This window comes from Janthinobacterium sp. AD80 (assembly GCF_002878455.1).
GTDB lineage: Bacteria > Pseudomonadota > Gammaproteobacteria > Burkholderiales > Burkholderiaceae_D > Janthinobacterium.
In genome coordinates, this window is record NZ_NRDQ01000220.1 from 1 (window position 1) to 17,869 (window position 17,869).

General features: G+C 65.0%; 17 protein-coding genes and 1 pseudogene. 12 read left to right on the top strand and 6 right to left on the bottom strand.

The features are described from left to right. Together JaAD80_RS27305 and JaAD80_RS27310 are read left to right on the top strand one after the other, a co-directional pair. A partial coding sequence (locus tag JaAD80_RS27305; RefSeq protein ID WP_180979619.1) for a DNA internalization-related competence protein ComEC/Rec2 occupies positions 1-2,311 on the top strand: 2,311 nt, incomplete at its 5' end. Positions 2,312-2,592: 281 nt separating this feature from the next. Next, the gene (locus JaAD80_RS27310) at positions 2,593-3,069 is read left to right on the top strand and encodes a hypothetical protein (protein ID WP_102299232.1); all 477 of its coding nucleotides are present in this window, start codon (positions 2,593-2,595) and stop codon (positions 3,067-3,069) included. A gap of 45 nt (positions 3,070-3,114) precedes the next feature. Here JaAD80_RS27310 and JaAD80_RS27315 read toward each other — a convergent pair whose 3' ends face one another. After that, complete coding sequence (locus JaAD80_RS27315) at positions 3,115-4,053, bottom strand: LysR family transcriptional regulator (protein WP_102299234.1); 939 nt, start codon at positions 4,051-4,053, stop codon at positions 3,115-3,117. A gap of 150 nt (positions 4,054-4,203) precedes the next feature. Here JaAD80_RS27315 and JaAD80_RS27320 point away from each other — a divergent pair, with 150 nt between their 5' ends. The 4 genes from JaAD80_RS27320 to dcd all read left to right on the top strand — a co-directional run bounded on the left by JaAD80_RS27320 (position 4,204) and on the right by dcd (position 7,245). Then, entirely contained in the window at positions 4,204-4,965 is a 762-nt protein-coding gene (locus JaAD80_RS27320) for a TSUP family transporter (RefSeq protein WP_102299253.1), read from the top strand. 22 nt (positions 4,966-4,987) lie between these two features. Beyond that, on the top strand, positions 4,988-5,683 hold the full coding sequence (locus JaAD80_RS27325) for an HAD family phosphatase (protein ID WP_102299236.1): 696 nt from the start codon (positions 4,988-4,990) through the stop codon (positions 5,681-5,683). A 58-nt stretch (positions 5,684-5,741) separates the two neighbouring features. Next, complete coding sequence (locus JaAD80_RS27330) at positions 5,742-6,542, top strand: alpha/beta fold hydrolase (RefSeq protein ID WP_102299237.1); 801 nt, start codon at positions 5,742-5,744, stop codon at positions 6,540-6,542. Between the two features lie 133 nt (positions 6,543-6,675). Further along, on the top strand, positions 6,676-7,245 hold the full coding sequence (gene dcd / locus JaAD80_RS27335) for a dCTP deaminase (protein ID WP_034755486.1): 570 nt from the start codon (positions 6,676-6,678) through the stop codon (positions 7,243-7,245). Positions 7,246-7,302: 57 nt separating this feature from the next. Here dcd and JaAD80_RS27340 read toward each other — a convergent pair whose 3' ends face one another. Next, the gene (locus JaAD80_RS27340) at positions 7,303-8,544 is read right to left on the bottom strand and encodes a PrpF domain-containing protein (RefSeq protein ID WP_102299255.1); all 1,242 of its coding nucleotides are present in this window, start codon (positions 8,542-8,544) and stop codon (positions 7,303-7,305) included. A gap of 174 nt (positions 8,545-8,718) precedes the next feature. Here JaAD80_RS27340 and JaAD80_RS27345 point away from each other — a divergent pair, with 174 nt between their 5' ends. Next, positions 8,719-9,063: a FlxA-like family protein gene (locus JaAD80_RS27345; protein WP_102299239.1), complete on the top strand. Its 345-nt coding sequence runs from the start codon at positions 8,719-8,721 to the stop codon at positions 9,061-9,063. 40 nt (positions 9,064-9,103) lie between these two features. Here the strand turns inward: JaAD80_RS27345 and JaAD80_RS27350 are convergent, their stop codons facing one another. Then, complete coding sequence (locus JaAD80_RS27350) at positions 9,104-10,660, bottom strand: ATP-binding protein (RefSeq protein WP_102299241.1); 1,557 nt, start codon at positions 10,658-10,660, stop codon at positions 9,104-9,106. A 2-nt stretch (positions 10,661-10,662) separates the two neighbouring features. Beyond that, on the bottom strand, positions 10,663-11,352 hold the full coding sequence (locus JaAD80_RS27355) for a response regulator transcription factor (protein ID WP_102299242.1): 690 nt from the start codon (positions 11,350-11,352) through the stop codon (positions 10,663-10,665). A 193-nt stretch (positions 11,353-11,545) separates the two neighbouring features. Between JaAD80_RS27355 and JaAD80_RS27360 the strand changes: the two genes are divergently transcribed. The 4 genes from JaAD80_RS27360 (at position 11,546) to JaAD80_RS27370 (ending at position 13,742) form a co-directional block, all read left to right on the top strand. After that, positions 11,546-12,055 carry a hypothetical protein gene (locus JaAD80_RS27360; protein WP_102299244.1) on the top strand — a complete coding sequence of 170 codons (510 nt, stop codon included), beginning with the start codon at positions 11,546-11,548 and terminating at the stop codon, positions 12,053-12,055. Positions 12,056-12,372: 317 nt separating this feature from the next. Further along, positions 12,373-12,756, top strand: coding sequence for a hypothetical protein (locus tag JaAD80_RS27365; protein ID WP_102299245.1), 384 nt, complete (start codon positions 12,373-12,375; stop codon positions 12,754-12,756). Positions 12,757-12,759: 3 nt separating this feature from the next. Further along, positions 12,760-12,924 (top strand): hypothetical protein, encoded by a 165-nt coding sequence (locus JaAD80_RS30995; protein ID WP_180979620.1) that lies wholly within the window; start codon positions 12,760-12,762, stop codon positions 12,922-12,924. Next, entirely contained in the window at positions 12,882-13,742 is an 861-nt protein-coding gene (locus JaAD80_RS27370) for an intradiol ring-cleavage dioxygenase (protein ID WP_102299247.1), read from the top strand. The genes JaAD80_RS30995 and JaAD80_RS27370 overlap by 43 nt, the downstream gene beginning before the upstream one ends. Positions 13,743-13,745: 3 nt before the next feature. On the opposite strand, the gene JaAD80_RS27375 is transcribed toward JaAD80_RS27370, so the two are convergent. Further along, on the bottom strand, positions 13,746-15,191 hold the full coding sequence (locus JaAD80_RS27375; protein WP_102299249.1) for a DUF1501 domain-containing protein: 1,446 nt from the start codon (positions 15,189-15,191) through the stop codon (positions 13,746-13,748). 1 nt (position 15,192) lies between these two features. After that, the gene (locus JaAD80_RS27380; RefSeq protein ID WP_102299250.1) at positions 15,193-16,986 is read right to left on the bottom strand and encodes a DUF1800 family protein; all 1,794 of its coding nucleotides are present in this window, start codon (positions 16,984-16,986) and stop codon (positions 15,193-15,195) included. Between the two features lie 422 nt (positions 16,987-17,408). On the opposite strand from JaAD80_RS27380, the pseudogene JaAD80_RS27385 reads away from it, so the two are divergent. Next, positions 17,409-17,869, top strand: a pseudogene (locus JaAD80_RS27385) (hypothetical protein); the annotation flags it as partial.

Below are 17,869 nucleotides of genomic sequence, written 5' to 3' on the forward strand. Positions count from 1 at the left end.
GGCGGCCCTGCTGCTGCGCCGTCACGCGCACTGGCGCGCCGCTGTTGCGCTCGCTAGTGGCGTGGGACTGGGCTTTTACTGGGCGGCCTGGCTGGCCCAGGCCGCCATGGCGCCGCAACTGGCGCTGGCGGATGAAGGCCAGGACATCACCGTCACGGGCACGGTGGCCAGCCTGCCTTACCGTTTCGAGCAGGGCATGCGCTTCAATTTTGCCGTAGAAAAGGCCGTGGGTGCAACGGTGCCACCGTTGATCGCCCTGTCCTGGTATGCGGGTTTTCGCGATGAAGTGGCGAACGCCGTGGGCGATGTGCAGCCGGGCGAGCGCTGGCGGCTGACCGTGCGCCTGCAGCGCCCGCACGGCAACGCCAATCCCATGGGCTTTGACTACGAGGCCTGGCTGCTGGAGCAGGGCGTGCGCGCCACCGGCTATGTGCGGCCGCAGCCGCGCGCCGATACGCCGAACGTGCGCCTGGCCGCCTTCGTGCCCGGTTTCGGCAATGTGGTGGAAGCGAGCCGCGCGGCGCTGCGCACGCGCATCGCGCGCAGCCTGGAAGGCCGGCAATACGCTGGCGTGATCGTCGCGCTGGTGGTGGGCGACCAGCGGGCCATTGCCCAGTCGGACTGGCAAGTATTCAACCGCACGGGCGTGAGCCACCTGATTTCGATTTCCGGCTTGCACATCACCATGATCGCGGGCCTGTTCGCGCTGGCTGCGGGCGCGCTGTGGCGGCGCTCGTTCTTTACCGGCTGGCAATTGCCCCTGTGGCTGCCGGCGCAAAAGGTGGCGGCGCTGGCCGGTGCGCTGGCGGCCTTTTTATATGTGCTGCTGGCCGGCTTCGGCATCCCGGCGCAGCGTACCCTGTACATGCTGCTGGTGGTGGCGCTGGCCTTGTGGCTGGGGCGCATCACCAGCATCGTGCATATCCTGTGCCTGGCGCTGGGCGTGGTGCTGCTGCTCGACCCGTGGGCCGTGCTGTGGCCGGGCTTCTGGCTGTCGTTCGGCGCCGTCGCCACCATCCTGTATGCGACGGCGGGACGCACGATGGCGCCCCTGCCGCCGCAGGCCAGCCGCTGGCGCCGGCTGTGCGCGGCCGTGGCGCTGGGCGCGCACACGCAATACGTGGTGACGGTAGGACTGGTGCCGTTGACGATGCTGCTGTTTTCACAGGTTTCGCTGGTGTCGCCCGTCGCCAATGCGCTGGCCATTCCCGTTATCAGCCTGTTCGTCACGCCCCTGTCGCTGGCGGGTAGCCTGCTGCCCGGGCCGTTCTCCGACTGGCTGTTGCTGCTGGCGCACGCCATCGTGCAGATGCTGGCGCAGGTGCTGGAATGGCTGGGCGCGCGCCGCTTTGCCGTGTGGACGGCACCCGCGCCACCGTGGTGGAGTTTTTGCTGGGCATTGTTCGGCACGGCCTGGCTGCTGGCGCCGCGTGGTTGGCCGCACCGCTGGGCCGGCATGCTGGGCTGGCTGCCGCTGCTGACGGCGTTGCCGTCCAGCCCGCCACCTGGCCGCATGTGGATCACGGCCTTTGATGTGGGGCAGGGCATGGCCTTGCTGGTGGAAACGCATGGCCACCGCTTGCTGTACGACACGGGACCGGCCTACAGCGCCGATTCGGACGGCGCCAGCCGCGTCATCGTGCCATATCTGCGCGCGCGCGGCATCGCCAAGCTCGACGGTGTGATCATCTCGCATAGCGATCTCGACCACGCGGGCGGCGCCATGTCCCTGCTGGAAAACGTGCAAGTGGGCTGGCTGGCCTCGTCCCTGTTCGGCGGCCACCCGGCCGTCGAGTTCCGGCGGGACGCGCACCGACCTTATCTGCACTGCGTGGCGGGCCAGAGCTGGACCTGGGACGGCGTGCATTTCGCCATGCTGCATCCCTTGCCCGCCAGCCACACGGACATTGCCTTGAAACCGAATGCCCGCAGCTGCACCGTGAAAATCACGGCAGGCAAGCATGCCATCTTGCTGGCAGGCGACATCGAGGCGGCGCAGGAAGCGCAATTGCTGGCGCGTTCGGCGCAAGGCGAGCTGGCGGCCGACGTGCTGCTGGCGCCGCATCACGGCAGCGGCACGTCTTCCACGCAGGCATTTCTTAACGCCGTGCGTCCCGGGCTGGCGATCTTCCAGGTGGGACACCGCAACCGCTACAGGCATCCGAAGGCGCAGGTGTATGCGCGCTATGGCGACATGGGCATCGTGCGGCTGCGTACGGATGTGGAAGGCGCGGTGGTGCTGGCGTTTGGCGAGGATATCGACGTGAGCTTGTATCGGGCCAGCCGGCCGAGGTATTGGCATGGGCGGTAGGCATGCAGTGCATGCCGCCGGCCGGTACTTCGCGTCACGCATGAAGCGTTGCGCCAGCGCCGGCCTGCTCGACGGTGGCAGAGGCTTTTTAAAGCCGTGGGTGACATTGTGTGATATTTCCTTTGGTTAATTTATTTATACTTCGTGCTGCTGAGTGCAAAGCTTTGGCGCGCGAGGCTATCTAGCGACATATTGCCGCCAAGCGCGCGCTCGATGACGATGCACTCGGGAAAACGCAGGTGGATGGTATCTCGGGAAGTAGGATTAACTGAAGGGTTTGTATGTTGTTTGCGCTTGGCTTCCTGGTGGTGGTTGGCGGATTTTGTTTCATGTCCAAGCCTTTCCGGCTCCTGTTCCTCACGGTTTTCTGCCTGAGCCTAGTGTATGGCTATAGCGTGTCCTACCATGTCAATGGCAGCGGGCCGGAGGTCGATGAAGTCAAGATGTTACTCAATTTATATAGCCTTAATATCGGCCTGTTTTTGCTTGCCTGCTACCTTGGCTATCAACTCAATGCCAGCCATTCTGCTGAAATGTATCAGCGTCGTCGCCTGGCCACGTTTAAGTTTCTTGTTAAATGGGGAGTGATTTACGCCATTTACAGTTTCGTCGTGCAAAAAATAATAAATAAGTTCATGGATGACGGTGATATCGGCTTCTTTGTCATGAAGGCTTTTGGCCTGTATTTCTTCGCCTTCTTCCTCTTTCTTGTTTTCGCCGTTCCCTGGCTGTTCCGCAGGCTGTCGGCACGCAGTTAAACTGGCATCCGGCTGCGGCATGCGGCGCCGCGATGCCCATGTGTTTTACCCCTCGCGCGGCGCATCGGCCCGCTCATCCGGTATCTCCAGCCCCCGTTGCTTCACATATTCGAGAAACAGCCGTGCCCCCTTGGCCATGCGCGAGGTGCCATATACGGCATGGATGCTGGGGTCCAGTTCCTTCGATGAAGTCAGCCGGTACGCCGTGCAGACGCGGCGCAGGGTGCCGTTGGCCACGGCCGGCTCCGCCAGCCAGCTGGCCAGGCGCACGATGCCGGCGCCCTCCAGGGCCGCTTGAAAAGTGGCGATGCCGGAAGTGAAGCGGAAACGCGGCTGCACCTGGTAGCGCACGTTGCGCTCGGTGGAAACGAAATGCCAGTCGCGCAGGATGCGGGGGGCCGAATGCATGATGATGTCGTGGCCGGCCAGCTCTTCCGGCTCCTCGGGCGCGCCCATGCGGGCTATATAGGCGGGCGACGCGTACATGTAGCGGCGGTAATTCCACAGGGGGTAGCCGATCAGTTCGCTGGACTGGGGAAAGGCGCCGCGGATGGCGAAGTCCAGCTTTTCCTGGATGGGGTCGATCGACTTGTCCGAGAAGTGGATGTCCACCGAGACGTTCGGATAGTCGCGCGAGAATTGCGCCACCACTTTCGGCAAAAAGCCCAGCGAGAGAATTTCCGGTGCCGAAATGCGCACCCAGCCTTGCGGCGAGTTGCTCAACTCCGCCAGCTGATCTTCCGCTTCGGCCTGGGTTTCCAGCAGGTGCCGCGCCGTGGCGTAATAGGCTTCGCCTGCCGTCGTCAGGGTGAACTGCTTTTGCGTGCGCAGGATCAGCTCGGCGCCGATGGCTTCTTCCAGGAACTGGATGGCGCGCGTGACGGCCGAGGGCGACCTGCCCAGCATGCGTGCGGCGTGGATGAAGCTGCGCTTTTCCACCACCGTGCAGAAGGCGCGGATTTCCCACATCAGTTTCATCGACATCGCGCAGCTCCCGGTAAAAGAAGCCAGTAGACCGTACGCACCGCATTCCGTCAAGCGCCACGCCAGATTGCGATTTCTGCAATATGAAGTTGCATCCGGAAAAATCCACGGCGCCTATACTGCCCCTGTTCCCATTCCTTGCTGCCTATCATGCTGACCATCTCGCTGCTGTGTTTATTTGCCTTCTTTGCCGGCCTCATCGATGCAGCCGTGGGCGGGGGCGGGCTGATCCAGCTGCCGGCGCTGTTCAACCTGATGCCGAACATGGCGTCGACTTCCTTGCTGGGAACGAACAAGTTCGCCTCGGCCTGCGGCACCATGTTTGCCGCCCGCTCCTACATCGGCAAGGTGACGATACCGTGGACGGTGGTGCTGCCGGCTGTCGTCAGCGCCTTTGTCATGTCCTTCCTTGGCGCGGCTGCCGTGTCCTATGTGCCGCAGCAGGTGGTGCGCCCGATGGTGCTGGTGCTGATCATCGTCATGGCAATCTACACCTTCATCAAGAAGGATTTCGGCAGCATGCATGCCGGGCGCGCCATCGGCCGGCGCGAACGCATCCTGGCCGTCGTCATCGGCGGCGCCATCGGTTTTTATGACGGCCTGTTCGGACCTGGCACGGGCAGCTTCCTGATTTTCCTGTTCATCCGCGTGTTCGGCTTCGATTTCATCCTTGCCTCGGCCTGTTCGAAGCTGGTGAATATCGCCACCAACATTGCCGCGCTGGCCTTCTTCATTCCCGTTGGCCACGTCCTGTACGCGGTGGCCATCCCCATGGCCATCTGCAATATCCTGGGCGCCTTGACGGGCACCTGGATCGCCGTGCGCCGTGGCGCCGCCTTCGTGCGCATCCTGTTCCTGGTGCTGCTGGTGCTGCTGATCGTGAAATTGTCCTACGACATCTTCTTCAAGTAAGCAGCCGGAACCGAAGCGAGCCATGAAAACCATCCAGGGTGTGCTGTGGGACAACGATGGCGTGCTGGTCAACACCGAGCAGCTGTTTTACGAAAGCAACCGCGACTTGCTCTTGCCGTATGGCATAGACCTGACGCCCAAGCAATTTTTTGACTGGTTCCTGGACAATAACTACGGCGCCTGGCACTTGCTGCTGGGGCAGGGCCACGATATCGCCGTGGTCGACCGCCTGCGCGTCGAACGCAGCCGTCTGTTCGCGCAACGTTTGCGCCAGGCGCGCCAGCTGGCAATGCCCGGCATCCACGGCGTGCTGCAAGCGTTGCGACCGCATGTGCGCATGGGCGTCGTCACCAGTGCCTACGAGCAGCATTTTCAGCTCAGCCATGCGACCAGCGGCATGGCCGCGTGCTTTGATTTCGTGCTGACGCGCGAAAGGTATGGGGAAAGCAAGCCGGCGCCCGATGGTTATCTGCTGGGCTTGCAGCGCCTGGGCCTGGACGCGGCCCACTGCGTGGCCGTGGAAGACTCGCCGCGCGGCTTGCGCGCCGCCAATGCTGCCGGGCTCGAGTGCATCATCCTGCGCAATGCCATGAACCGCGATTACGCGTTTGACGAGGCGTTTTGCGTGGTGGAATCGATGGCGGAACTGGGTGCCGTGCTGGCGTCCTTCGTGCCAGGCCTGGCTGTGGCGCGGCAGCAATTAGAGTCCTCCCTCTGATACGTCTTGCCGGCATGCCATTACAATTGCCTATCGCATTTACCGGCACAGCCCCACGATGACACTCCCGCAGCTGCACTTTGCCCACGCCAATAGTTATCCTGCCGGCACCTACCGCAAGCTGTTCGGCTTGCTGGGCCAGTACTTCGAGGTGCAGGCGCTCGACATGCATGCGCACGACCCCGCCTATCCCGTCAGCACGGGCTGGCCCGAGCTGGTGCGCGAATATATCGATGACCTGGAGCGCCGCTACAGCGGGCCCGTGATCCTCGTCGGCCATTCGCTCGGTGGCATGCTCAGCGTCATGGTGGCCAAGCAGCGGCCCGACCTGGTGCGCGGCGTGGTCTTGCTCGATTCGCCCGTGGTGGCGGGCTGGCGCGCGTTGCTGGTGCGCCTGGCGCGCAACACGGCGCTGGGCGAGCGCTTCTCGCCGGCGCGCTTTTCCGCCAGGCGGCGCAAGCTGTGGCCCGATGCCCAGGCCGCCTATGAACACTTTGCCGCCAAGGACATGTTTGCCATCTGGGCGCCGCAAGTGTTGCGCGACTACATCGACAGCGGCCTGGCGCCCCATGCGCAAGGGGTGCAGCTGCGCTTTACGCGCGAAGTGGAAACGGATGTGTACCGCAGCCTGCCGCACCATATCGGCGGCCTCGTCAAGGATGGCTTTCCCGTGCCCATCGGTTTTATCGGCGGCACGGAATCGGTGGAATGCCGCCAGGCGGGCTTGAAAGCCACGCGCAAGCTGGTCGGTCCCTTTTTCCGCCAAGTTCCCGGTGGTCATCTTTTTCCGATGGAAAACCCAGAGCTGACGGCGCAAGTGGTGCGCGAGATGATCACGGCACTGCTGGCGAAGCGATAATCCGTCGGCAAGGATTTTCAGGGCGCGGGGGCCAACAACGGCGGATTTTCGCGTAAAATCCTGCCATCCGGGCCGCGCCTGCTTGAGGCGCGCCGCCCCAGCCATTCCGATATTCTAGAAAGATGCCCCAGCGATGACGATTAAAAGCGATAAATGGATACGCCGCATGGCGGAAACAACGGGCATGATCGAGCCTTTCGAACCGGGCCAGGTCAAGGAACGCGACGGCAACCGCATCGTATCCTACGGCACTTCCAGCTATGGGTATGACATCCGTTGCGCCGACGAGTTCAAACTGTTCACCAACATCAATACCACCATCGTCGACCCGAAGGATTTTGACGCCAACAACTTCGTTGACGTGTCCGGCAAAGGCTATTGCATCATCCCGCCGAACTCGTTCGCGCTGGCCCGCACGGTCGAGTATTTCCGCATTCCCCGCAACGTGCTGACGATTTGCCTGGGCAAGAGCACCTATGCGCGCTGCGGCATCATCGTCAACGTCACGCCGTTCGAACCGGAATGGGAAGGCTATGTGACCCTGGAGTTTTCCAACACGACACCATTGCCGGCGAAAATCTACGCCAACGAAGGCGTGGCGCAAGTGCTGTTCTTCGAGTCCGATGAAGTGTGCGAGACCTCGTACAAGGACCGTGGCGGCAAATACCAGGGCCAGGTCGGCGTGACCCTGCCGAAGACCTGATCGCTTGGTCGCGGGCAGGGCGCCAGCCTTGCCCGCATTGGCTCTGCTTGCCTCGCCTCAAAGCCGGGCTGACAGCTGTTTTTGCAGCCAGGCTGTGAGTGCCGGCGACGCCTGGTACAGCGGCACGTGGCCGCGCAGCAGGATTTGCGCGCTGCGCCGGTAGGCCGCGCTGCCGATGACGATACTGCCCGTCGCCGCTTCCCGATGCGCGACGATGCTGGTGCCGAGGATGCCGGCCGGATTCTCGATGCCGATCCCGATTTCCGTCTTGTTCAATGCCACGGGCGGCACGCCGCGCGCCAGCGCGTGCGCCACCGTGCCCGGGATCAGGCACGCGGCCGCCAGGCAGCAGCCGCCCGAGACAGCCAGCGAGGCATGGCCCGCTTGCGGCGTAAAGTAGCGCACCGCGATATTTCCCTCTGCCGCCGCCGGCCCCACGATGCAGAACTTGGGGATGGTTTCGCTGCGCGCCAGTGCTTCGCGCGTCATCAATGCGCCGTCGCGATGGCGCAAGCCCATCAGCAGGCCTGCCGCGCTCCAGACTTGCCGGATCGCCTCCATGAAGGCGTGATCCGCTTCCAGCTCCGCCATGGATTCCTGCGCCGTCTTGCCGAATTGCCGCGCGCAGGCGATGACCATGGGCACGGCCACGTCCACGCAGGAAACGTCGTAGCCCAGCACCGTGTCCTGCGCCTTGCCCGTTGGCAGCAGCTGTCCCGTCTTGGCGCCCACCGGGTCGTGCAGGAACAGGTCGACGCGGGGAAAGCTGCCAGGCACGCCGGGGATGCCGGCCGCCGCAAAGCTGCCGTCCAGTTCGCGCGCCATGCGCGAGGTGGTGAGCACGCCCGTATTCGTGTTGCGGATATCGATGGCGTGCATGCCGATGGCCAGCGCCTCGATGACGCCGCTGTCCAGCCCCCACAGTTGCAGGGCGGACGACATATTGCCGCAATTGACGCTCCAGTCGATATCGGCATGCCCGCCTGCAAGCTGCGCCAGGGTGCTGACCAGGCGCGGCTGTCCCTCGTGGCGCTCCACGTCCACGAGAAACACCTTGTTGCTGGTGGGCGCGCCGCGTCCCAGGCCCGTGAGCTGCCGGTTGCCAGGCAACTGGCCGGACTGGGGCGTGCCCATCAGGTGGCGCAGCAATTCCTCGCGCAGCGCCAGGTCGGCCGGCACGGATGCCGCATGCAAGACCAGCCCCGTCGACGTGCCGCCGCGCATGTGGTGGACGGGAAACTCGATCACGCCGCAGCGTTGGCGGGGGACGAGGTCTGGCAGGGCGGGCAGCAGGGGCATGGTCATTGCTCATCGGCATAAGGTGGGGCGTCCAGTGTGCCAGCTTTTCAGGCAACGGGGCAAGTGTGCGCGTGCCGCGTCTTTACGCGCCTTTACGTGGCTTTACACTCGCCACCCTCTGCCTGCCGCGCGTGCCTGCCGTTAACTGGAGTATTGAAACAGACGGGAGGCACTATGGTAGCGGCAATCGGATCAGGCGGGGCGGTGAGCGCGGCAGGCGGCAGTTCGGGCAGCGGTTCCGGCAGCAGCGCGCAGATCGCGGCGCTGCAAAAGCAGATCACGGCGGCGCAAAAACAATTGACGGAGTCGCAGAAGGGCGAGCAGACGGAGGCGTCGCAAAAGCTGCAGCAGCAACTGGCGCAGCAAATCCAGGCCCTGCAGGCGCAAATTGCCCAGCTACAAGCTGCGGCAGCGCAGGCGCAGCAAACGACGCAGGCAGCCGGTGCCGCCGATACGGCGGCGAGTCCGGCAAAATCGACTTCGTCGACCCTGGGCAGCACCATCGATACGCAGGCGTAACGGCGCATCGGCTGTCAACAACGCCAGGCGCGCCGCTAGGTCAGCCTGGCGTTTTCACGGGTAGCAGCATTTCCACGCACAGGCCGCCGCCAGTGCGCAGGCTGGCGGCGATGCGTCCGCCATGGGCGCTGATCACATGACGGGCGATGGCCAGGCCCAGGCCGTGGCCGTCCGTGCTGTGCTGGGTATTGCTGGCACGGAAGAAGGGCTCGAAGATGCTGGCCAGGTCGGCTTGCGGCACGCCGGGGCCACGGTCCAGTACGGCGATGCGCAATTGCTGGCCGCCATCGTGCAGCGCGATATGCACGCGTACGCTGGCGCCGTCCGGGCTGTGCTTGACGGCATTGCGCACCACGTTTTCCACGGCGCGGGCCAGCAATTCGGGCTGGCCGGTAACGACAGTGTCCAGACTGGCGCCATCACCTGTCACCTCGATGGCGACCTGGCGCGCGCCCGCCTCGTAGCGGGCGTCTTCCACGATGTCGTGCACGAGGTCGGCGATGCAGATGTGCTCGCTATGCGCATGTACGGCGCCTGCCTGCCCGGCGCCCGCATGCATTTCTCCCGCATGCACGGCGCCCGCTTCCAGTCTTGACAGTGTCAGCAGTTCACCGATGAGCTTATCCATGCGTTCGCTTTCGCGTTCGATGCGCTGCATCGAGGCGGCCATCTTGTCCGGCTGCTGGTGCGCCAGGCCGATGGCCGCCTGCAGGCGCGCCAGCGGCGAGCGCAGCTCGTGCGATACGTCATGCAGCAAGCGCGTCTGGCTATCCATGAGGCTGCGCAAACGGCCCGTCATGCGGTCGAAATCGCGGCCCAGGTCCGTCAGTTCATCGCCGCGCTTGCCGCTGGCTTGGAAGCGCGGCGCCAGGTTGCCGTGCGACGCGGCCTCGAACGCCTGCCGCAGGTCGCGGATGGGACGCGCGAAATACCAGGCCAGCAGGAAGGCGAACAGCAGGCTGGCGGCGATGGCGGCCGCCAGCGGAATGAAGGTGCGCAACGGCGCGTCCATGCGCGGTCCCGGCGGCATGCCGCCCATGCCGCCCATCTCGCGCGGCGGGCCACGCTGGTAATCGGCGCGCGGCGCTGCGCCCGCCTCGTTCGGGCGTGGTCCTCGCGGCATGCCGAGCGGACCCGTCATCGTCACGGCGTTGAGGGTATCGCGCGCGGCGCCTGCCTCGGCATTGCGGAAGCGTTCGGAGGATGGCAGGAACAGCAGGTAGCGCTTGCCATCGGCGCTGCTGGCTTCGCGTACCACGGGGTGCGGCTGCTGCTGTGCCAGCAGCGCGCGCGCCTTGTTCAGCATGGCGGGATGGACGGGCCTGCCCATCAGTTCGCGGCCCTGCGCATCGACGGCAAACACGCGCATGCGCCCCATCTTGCCGAGAAATTGCCGCAAGGCTGCGCTGCCGCCCGCTTCCAGGGTGGCGCTGGCCGCTTCGATGGCCATTTGCGCGGGCGGGCTGGTGTCGATGTCGAGCGCCCGCTCCTGTTGCGCGGCGCGGTTCTTCAGCCAGAAGGTGCCGCCGATGCCGATGGTGGCCGTCACTTGCGCCAGCATGATGCACAGGAAAAACTTCCAGAACAGCCGGCCCACGCTTACTCCTTGATCAGCTGATAGCCGAGACGGTACACGGTTTGCAGGCAGGAGCGGCCATCGGCCAGGCTGCCCAGCTTGCGGCGCAGGCTGCTCAAGTGCACGTCGATATTGCGGTCGAAGCGGGCCATCGGCCGACCCAGCCCCAGTTCCGACAATTGATTCTTGCTCACGGGTTTGCCAGCATAGCGCACCAGCACTTCCAGCAAGTTGAATTCAGTGCTCGTCAGTTCCAGATGCGTGCCGGCCCAGGCGGCGCGGCGCTGTTCCGGCCACATCGTCAGCTGGCCCACCGCCAGCGGCGCCATGCCGGCGCTGTCCTGCGGCGCCGCCTGCGAGCGGCGCAGGATGGCGCGGATGCGCGCCGTCAGTTCACGCGGCGTGCAGGGCTTGGTCACGTAGTCGTCGGCGCCCAGTTCCAGGCCCACGATGCGGTCCGTGTCATCGCCGCGCGCCGTCAGCATCAGGATGGGCAGGGTGCTGCCGGCACGAATGCGGCGCAAGGTTTCCAGTCCATTCATGCGCGGCATCATGACGTCGAGGATGGCGATGGCGTACAGGCCCGTCAGTGCTTCGGCCGCGCCCCGTTCGCCGTCGTGCACGGCCTTGGCATCGAAACCTTCCTGCGTCAGGTATTCCTGGAACATGCCGACCAGTTCGACGTCGTCATCAATTAACAAAACCTTGCTCATGCCTGTGCTTTTTTCCGGTGGATATCGCCTGATGATAGCAGCCAAACGGGGCCGTTCAGCGGCGTTTTACCCGCTTTTACATACTTGCGCTTACATTCTGGCGCCTTCCTTTACACGCTTTTACGCGGCCCTAACGTTGCTTTACATGCCGGACGCCGACAATCAAGGCTGATCGCCACGAAAGGAAACTCCCATGAAATACCTGAGTATTGCCCTCTCCCTGGTGCTGCTGTCGGCCTGCAGCATGCCGCTGCTGGCCCTGGCCCAGCACGGTCCGGCGCCCGACGGCCCGCCGCCGCTCGCCATGGAAGGGCCGCCGCGCGGTCCCGGCTTCGGCCCCGGCCCCGGTCCCGGCGGGCAAGGCTTGCCGCCGTATCTGCACGGTATCGAACTGAGCGAAGCACAGCAGGACAAGGTCTTTGCCGCCACCTATGCCCAGGCGCCCTTGCTGCGCGAACAGCAAAAGATCGCCTACAAGGCCCATGCGCAACTGCGCGAGCTGGCGTCCTCGTCCGCTTATGACGATGCCAGGGCCAGCGCCTTGGCGAACACGGCGGCGCAAGCCATGGCGACGATCAGCTTGCAGCAGGCGCGGCTGGAACAGCAATTGCTGGCCTTGCTGACGCCGCAGCAGCGCAAGCAGGCGCAGCAGCAGCGCGAAGATGGTCCCGGTCCCGGTCCCGGACCGCGCCACCCGCAATGACCCATCCACCACACAGAGAGACAGCATGAGCATCAGTGCCTTGAGTTCCACCAGCGCGGCCAGCCAGCTGAGCGCGTTCAGCCGCCTGAGCGGCGGTAGCAGCACCAATAGCGTCAGCGCCGGCGGCACGCCGCCGACAAAGCCGGACGATGGCGCCTTTCTGGATGCCATATCCAGCGCCCTGGCATCGATAGGCGTGTCCGCCAGCGATAGCGAAAGTGACGGCACGACGGATGCCGCAGCCGCCAGCGCAGCCAGCGGCAGCGACGCGGGCCAGGCCCTGGGCGCCTTTTTGCACCAGCTGATGGGCAGCCTGCATGCGCAAAGCGGCGGCAGCGCCACCGCGCCGGAAGAGGGCGCCGAACCGCCGTCCGGGCCGCCGCCCCGGCGGTGGCGCGCGCAGCGGCGGGCCCGGCAATATCGAATCGGACTTGCAAAGCCTGCTGCAGCAGCTTGCGGCCACGTCCGGCGACAGCGCCGCCAGCAGCGGCAGTGCCGACGGCAGCGATAGCAGCGTAACGGATTTGCAATCGAGCTTTGCCAGCCTGCTCAGCGCGCTGGGCGCCGACGACAGCGGCAGTGGCACCAGCGGCAGTAGCAAATTGAGCAGTTTCTTGCAGGCGCTTTCGGGCAGCCTGGGCGCGGCGCACGCGGGCGGCAGCCTGTCGTCCAGCGGCAACCTGGTCAATACAACGGCCTGAACCATGGAACGCAAGCTCGCCATTGTCGCCAGGAAAGCGCTGCCGGAACGGGCCAGGCAGGCCCTGTTCCTGTGCGCCAGCCTGAGTCCGGCATTCGCGGGCTTGCCCCACTTGATGGAGTATGTATGGACTTACATGATCACGCTCTGGCATCCGACCTCGAAATGATGCATCGGCAGGCGGCCGAACGGCGCCAGGTCCTGCGCTGGCTGCTGGCCGGCGCAGCCACTTTGCCCCTGATCAGCTGCGGCGGCGGCTCCGACGCCGGCAGTACCGCGGTGGCGGACAGCGCCGCGGGCACCTCGGGCACCGGTACGCTGAACACGCCCGCGACGGGCGCCTGCACGGTGATTCCCGAGGAAACGGGCGGGCCGTATCCCGCCGATGGCACGAACACGAATGGCGGCAGCATCGTCAACGTGCTGAACCAGTCTGGCGTGGTGCGCAGCGACATCCGCGCCAGCTTCAATGGTGCCACGGGCGTGGCCGCCGGTGTGCCCTTGAGCATCAAGTTGCAGCTGATCAACGCCAGCGGCAGCTGTGCCACCCTGGCCGGCTACGCCATTTATGTGTGGCATTGCGACCGCGAAGGCTTGTATTCGCTGTATTCGAGCGGCGTGACGGGGCAGAATTACTTGCGCGGGGTGCAGGAAACGGATGCATCCGGCAAGCTCGCTTTCACGACGATCTTTCCCGGCTGCTACGCGGGACGCATGCCGCACGTGCATTTCGAGGTGTATCCCAGCCTGGCGAAGGCGGCCAGCGCCGCGAACCGCATCAAGACCTCGCAGTTCACCTTCCCGATGGCGACCTTGAACGAGGTCTACACGGCCAGCGGCTACACGGCCAGCGTGCGCAACCTGGCGCAGATCAGCTATGCCACCGACAATGTCTTCAGCGACGGCACCAGCCTGCAGATGGCCAGCGTGACGGGCAATGCGGCCGATGGCTATGTGGTCACGCTCACCGTTGCCGTGAACGGTTAGCGATCAAGCCGTCATGAAGCCCAGGTCGCGCTGGCTGAAGTTGCCGATATTCGGGAACACCTGGGCCAGCTGGCTGTCGGCCACGCCGAACCACCTGGCCAGGGTGGCGCCGTACTGGTCGACCGAAGTGGTCGGCAGCAGGGCGCCGGAACCGACATCGAGCGCATGGCCCACGCCCGTGACGGGAAAGGCGCCGTAGATGTCGCGGCCCTTCACGGCACCGCCCACGATGAAGTGGTGCGCGCCCCAGCCGTGATCCGTGCCGTCGCCATTGCTGCTGAAGGTGCGGCCGAAGTCCGAGGCCGTAAACGTCGTCACCTGGCGCCGCAGGTCGACGCCTTGCAGGGCCGCCAGGGTGCTGTCGAAGTAGGCCAGCGCATGGGCCAGGCGGGCCATCAGGTCGGCGTGCAAGACTTTCTGCCGGTCATGCGTGTCGAAACTGCCGAGTGTCACATAAAACACTTGCCGCTTGACGCCCAGTGCGCCGCGGCCGGCGATGATGCGCGCCACGGTCTGCAATTGCACGGCCAGGGGATTGACGCCCGCCACGCCCGTCACGGGGTGGATATACGGCGTGGGATTGGGCACGCCGCCCGCGCCGGCCGGCAGCATGGCGCCGGCGAGGATGCCCTGGCTGGTGATGGCGCGTTGCACGACGGCCGCGTGTTCCTGCTCGATCAGGTCGCCGCCCGCCTCGTTGATGATGGCGTGCAGCGCGCCCGCGCCGGCCGTGCTGCCAAACAGGCTGCCGCTCAGGCCGCGGATGGGCACGGCGCCAGCCTGGCCCACCTGGAACTGGCGCACCTGGCGTCCGCTGAGAAAGACGGTGTTGCCGGCCGCTGAGATGGCCGTGAAGGTGGCATTCGCGTTGCCGGCCCCCGCGACGTCGCCGATACGCCCGCCCCAGCCCGTGCTGGCGCCTTCCGGCGCGCCCGACTGCCACGTCGATTGCTGGTCGTTATGCGAAAACAGCTTGGGTGGCAAGGCTACGCTGCGGGCCTTGTACTGCGCCAGCGTGGTCGGGCCGATGAGGGTGCCCACGTTGGCCACGATGGCGGCGCGGCCGTTGTCGAACAGACTTTTCAGCGCTCCCAGCTGGGGATGCAAGGCAAACGCGCGGCCCGCCTGCGCGCTGGCGGGCGAGACAGGCAGCACGCCGCCCGTCTCGCCCACGCCCGGCAAATGGATGGAATCGCTGCCGCCCGTATTGCGCAGGCGCAGGTATTCCGTCCATGAGGCGTTATCCGTGGCCAGCACTGTATTGAAGGCATCGTTGCCACCGGCCATGAACAGGCACACCATGGCCTTGTAGTCGTCCGCCGATTGCGCGGCGGCGTTGCCCATGGCGGCCAGGTTCAGGGCGAAGGGCGCGGCAGTGGTGCCGGCCAGGCCCAGCATGGAAGCGAGGAAGCGGCGGCGGGAAAATGGGGGAGTGTTCATGTGATCCATCTTATTTTTGCACCAGGTAGGCGGGCGAGGCCATGGTCAGGAAAATGGCCAGCTTGACGCGGTTGGCCTGGGCGGCGGCCACCTGCACGGCATTGCCGGCCGTGGCTGCGGGAAGGGCGACGCCATTCACGGCGGCCAGGATTTGCGTGCGCAGCCTGGCAGGCATGCTGCCATGCATCAGCAGCAGGTCGATGCGGTCGAGCAGGGCGCCCGGGTCGGCCGCCAGCGCCAGTTCGCGCGTGTAGTCGGGCGCGATATCGCGGTATTCGCCGGCGCCATTGGCAATGGTGGCCTGCATGTAGTTCAGGTAGCCGGTGACGGACGGCTCCGACGTGATTTGCAATTCCGGCGCCAGCAGGCCCGCGCTGGCCAGGGCAGAGTTGGGCGGCATGTAGCCGGGCCGGAAAAAGTTGAAGACGGACGGCGCATTCAAGGGACTCTGGCCCAGGCCGGCGAGCGGATCGTCCACATAATAGATGCGGTAGCGGCCATTCGCGGGCTTCGCGTCGAAGGCGCGCATCCAGTGCGCCAGGCGCAGCAGCGGTTCGCGCAACTTGCCGGTGCGCATGGTGGTGCCGGCCGGGGCCAGCGCATCCGGGTCGAGCAGCACGGCGCGGATGACGGCCTGCATGTCGCCGCGCACGCCGCTGCCATTATTCGCAAAGGCGGCGGCGACCCGGCCCACGTAGGCGGGGCTGGGGTTGCTGCTGACGAGGCGCTGAATCAGCTGGCGCGCCAGGAAGGGGCCAGCGTTCGGATGGTTGAACAGGGTATCGAGTGCCAGTTTCAGGTCCGCTTCGCCGCTGGTGGCGCCGGAAATGGCCTGGCCCAGGAAGCGTTTTTCCGCCGTGGAATGGAAGTCCGGGTAGTTCTGCATGGGTTGCCAGTCGCGGTCGGCGTCGATCACGCCGCCATTGAAACGCATCCAGTTGCGGTCGGGGCCGGCCCAGCCCCAGCCCGTCATGACCTTGGCCAGGCCCGCCACGTCGTCGTGGCTGTAAGTATCGATGGGCTTGCCACCGGAGAGTTTCAGACTGCCGTCGGCATTCAGCTGGTACAGGCCGATGGTAAACAGCTGCATCACTTCGCGGGCGAAGTTTTCATCGGGCGTGCGCGTGGCCGTTTCCTTCTGGTTGTGCAGGTGCGACAGGTACAGCCCCATCATCGGGTGCAGGGCCACGCCTTCGAGCAGGTCGCGGAAATTGCCAAACGCGTGCTGGCCCAGCATGTCGTAGTAGCTGGCAACGCCGCGCGGGCGCGCCACCAGTTCTTCATTCTGGATCGAAATGACGAAAATTTCCGACAGCGCAAAGGCCATGCGTTGGCGTAACTGGTCTTCACCGCGGATGCCTTGCTGCCAGAACGATTCATAGAACTGCGGGTAGCGGGTCTTTTCGCCGCCTGCGGCCTCGGCGGCCAGCATGCTGTCGATGTATTTGCGGTGCAAGGTTTGCGGCTTGGAAAACTGGGCCTTGAACCAGGCGTCGCTATTGCTGGCTGCCAGCGCATCGATGGCGGCCATGTTGGGACCGAAGGTGGCGCGGCCCAGAAAGCGCGACGCTTCCTGGCGTGTAAAGCTGACCGTCTTCGCGCTGGACGGCGTCGTCAGTGGGGGCGGCGGCACGCTGTCTCCCGGCGTTGCCGTGCCGGCCGGCGGGACGGCGCTGGCCGGCGGCGTCGATGCTTCCGGTTTCTGTATCGACGCCGTCTGGCTGTCGCCACCGCCACCGCCACAGGCGCTTAGCAGGCTCAGGAGTGCGATGGCCAGCAGGCGGCGCAAAGATGGGTTTGTCATGTAGTTTCTTCCAAGCAATCAAATTCTGGCCTCATTATTGTATGGCCTCGCGGCAAAAAACGCGTTTTCAAAAGACTATTTACGTCTTGCTCATCTTTTCATTTGCGCGGCATTTGGCTGCTGTTGATGTACTTTTCGCCGCACCTTGAGCGAACTTTATTTTTTTACAAGCGGAAAATATTTTTCAGGCGGCGCGGCGATTGTGGCCGTCAAACGACGTAAACATTCGTGCTAAGCAAGCTTGTTGGAAAGCTCATGACAGAGGCGAAACTGGCTTCGCCGGAAACCATGGTTTTTACGCTATCGGCGAAACGCCGTTCGCCCGGCTCGGCCTGGTTTTGCCGACATCGCCCTGTTTTTGCTGGCACGGCCCTTGCGGTAGCAGGGCATGGGCCGCGTGCCTTCCTTTACCGGAGCCTGCCATGACCAGCCGTTTGCTAGCCTACCGTCCCGAAATGGAATTACCTGAGCCCCTGGGCACTTTGCCCCTGCAGCACGAGGATGAACTGGCGCTGGCGGCGCAGCTGCTGGAGGTGCGGGCGCCGGCACAGTTCGACGCCTTCCTGCGGCACCAGCTCGGCGGCACGGTGGCCGGGCAGCAGCTGCGCGGCACGCCGCTGGAAGCGCCGCTGCGCCAGTTGCTGGGCAAGGCGCTGTCACCGATGCTGCCCTTGCATGGCGCCCCGGCCCAGGCGCGGCGCCAGCGCGCCGCGCGCATCTTCGGCATGGAACTGGAAGGACTGAGTCCGGAAGACAAGGAATTCGAACTGGCGCGCCATGTCGTGCACCTGATCGATGCCGTGCATGCGGAGCTGGCGCGGCAGGGCGGAACGGGCAGGCAGGCGGCGCCGGCCGCGCGCGTGGAAACGGCCTTGCTGCGCGT

What these genes read in the sequence shown, in the direction of transcription:
- JaAD80_RS27340 (WP_102299255.1), bottom strand. Translation starts at nt 8,544, where the DNA reads ATGCCCCTGCTGCCCGCCCTGCCAGACCTCGTCCCCCGCCAACGCTGC.
- JaAD80_RS27315 (WP_102299234.1), bottom strand. Translation starts at nt 4,053, where the DNA reads ATGTCGATGAAACTGATGTGGGAAATCCGCGCCTTCTGCACGGTGGTG.
- JaAD80_RS27360 (WP_102299244.1), top strand. Translation starts at nt 11,546, where the DNA reads ATGAAATACCTGAGTATTGCCCTCTCCCTGGTGCTGCTGTCGGCCTGC.
- JaAD80_RS27370 (WP_102299247.1), top strand. Translation starts at nt 12,882, where the DNA reads ATGGACTTACATGATCACGCTCTGGCATCCGACCTCGAAATGATGCAT.
- JaAD80_RS27330 (WP_102299237.1), top strand. Translation starts at nt 5,742, where the DNA reads ATGACACTCCCGCAGCTGCACTTTGCCCACGCCAATAGTTATCCTGCC.
- JaAD80_RS30995 (WP_180979620.1), top strand. Translation starts at nt 12,760, where the DNA reads ATGGAACGCAAGCTCGCCATTGTCGCCAGGAAAGCGCTGCCGGAACGG.
- JaAD80_RS27325 (WP_102299236.1), top strand. Translation starts at nt 4,988, where the DNA reads ATGAAAACCATCCAGGGTGTGCTGTGGGACAACGATGGCGTGCTGGTC.
- JaAD80_RS27375 (WP_102299249.1), bottom strand. Translation starts at nt 15,191, where the DNA reads ATGGATCACATGAACACTCCCCCATTTTCCCGCCGCCGCTTCCTCGCT.
- JaAD80_RS27310 (WP_102299232.1), top strand. Translation starts at nt 2,593, where the DNA reads ATGTTGTTTGCGCTTGGCTTCCTGGTGGTGGTTGGCGGATTTTGTTTC.
- JaAD80_RS27355 (WP_102299242.1), bottom strand. Translation starts at nt 11,352, where the DNA reads ATGAGCAAGGTTTTGTTAATTGATGACGACGTCGAACTGGTCGGCATG.
- JaAD80_RS27365 (WP_102299245.1), top strand. Translation starts at nt 12,373, where the DNA reads ATGCGCAAAGCGGCGGCAGCGCCACCGCGCCGGAAGAGGGCGCCGAAC.
- dcd (WP_034755486.1), top strand. Translation starts at nt 6,676, where the DNA reads ATGACGATTAAAAGCGATAAATGGATACGCCGCATGGCGGAAACAACG.
- JaAD80_RS27380 (WP_102299250.1), bottom strand. Translation starts at nt 16,986, where the DNA reads ATGACAAACCCATCTTTGCGCCGCCTGCTGGCCATCGCACTCCTGAGC.
- JaAD80_RS27320 (WP_102299253.1), top strand. Translation starts at nt 4,204, where the DNA reads ATGCTGACCATCTCGCTGCTGTGTTTATTTGCCTTCTTTGCCGGCCTC.
- JaAD80_RS27345 (WP_102299239.1), top strand. Translation starts at nt 8,719, where the DNA reads ATGGTAGCGGCAATCGGATCAGGCGGGGCGGTGAGCGCGGCAGGCGGC.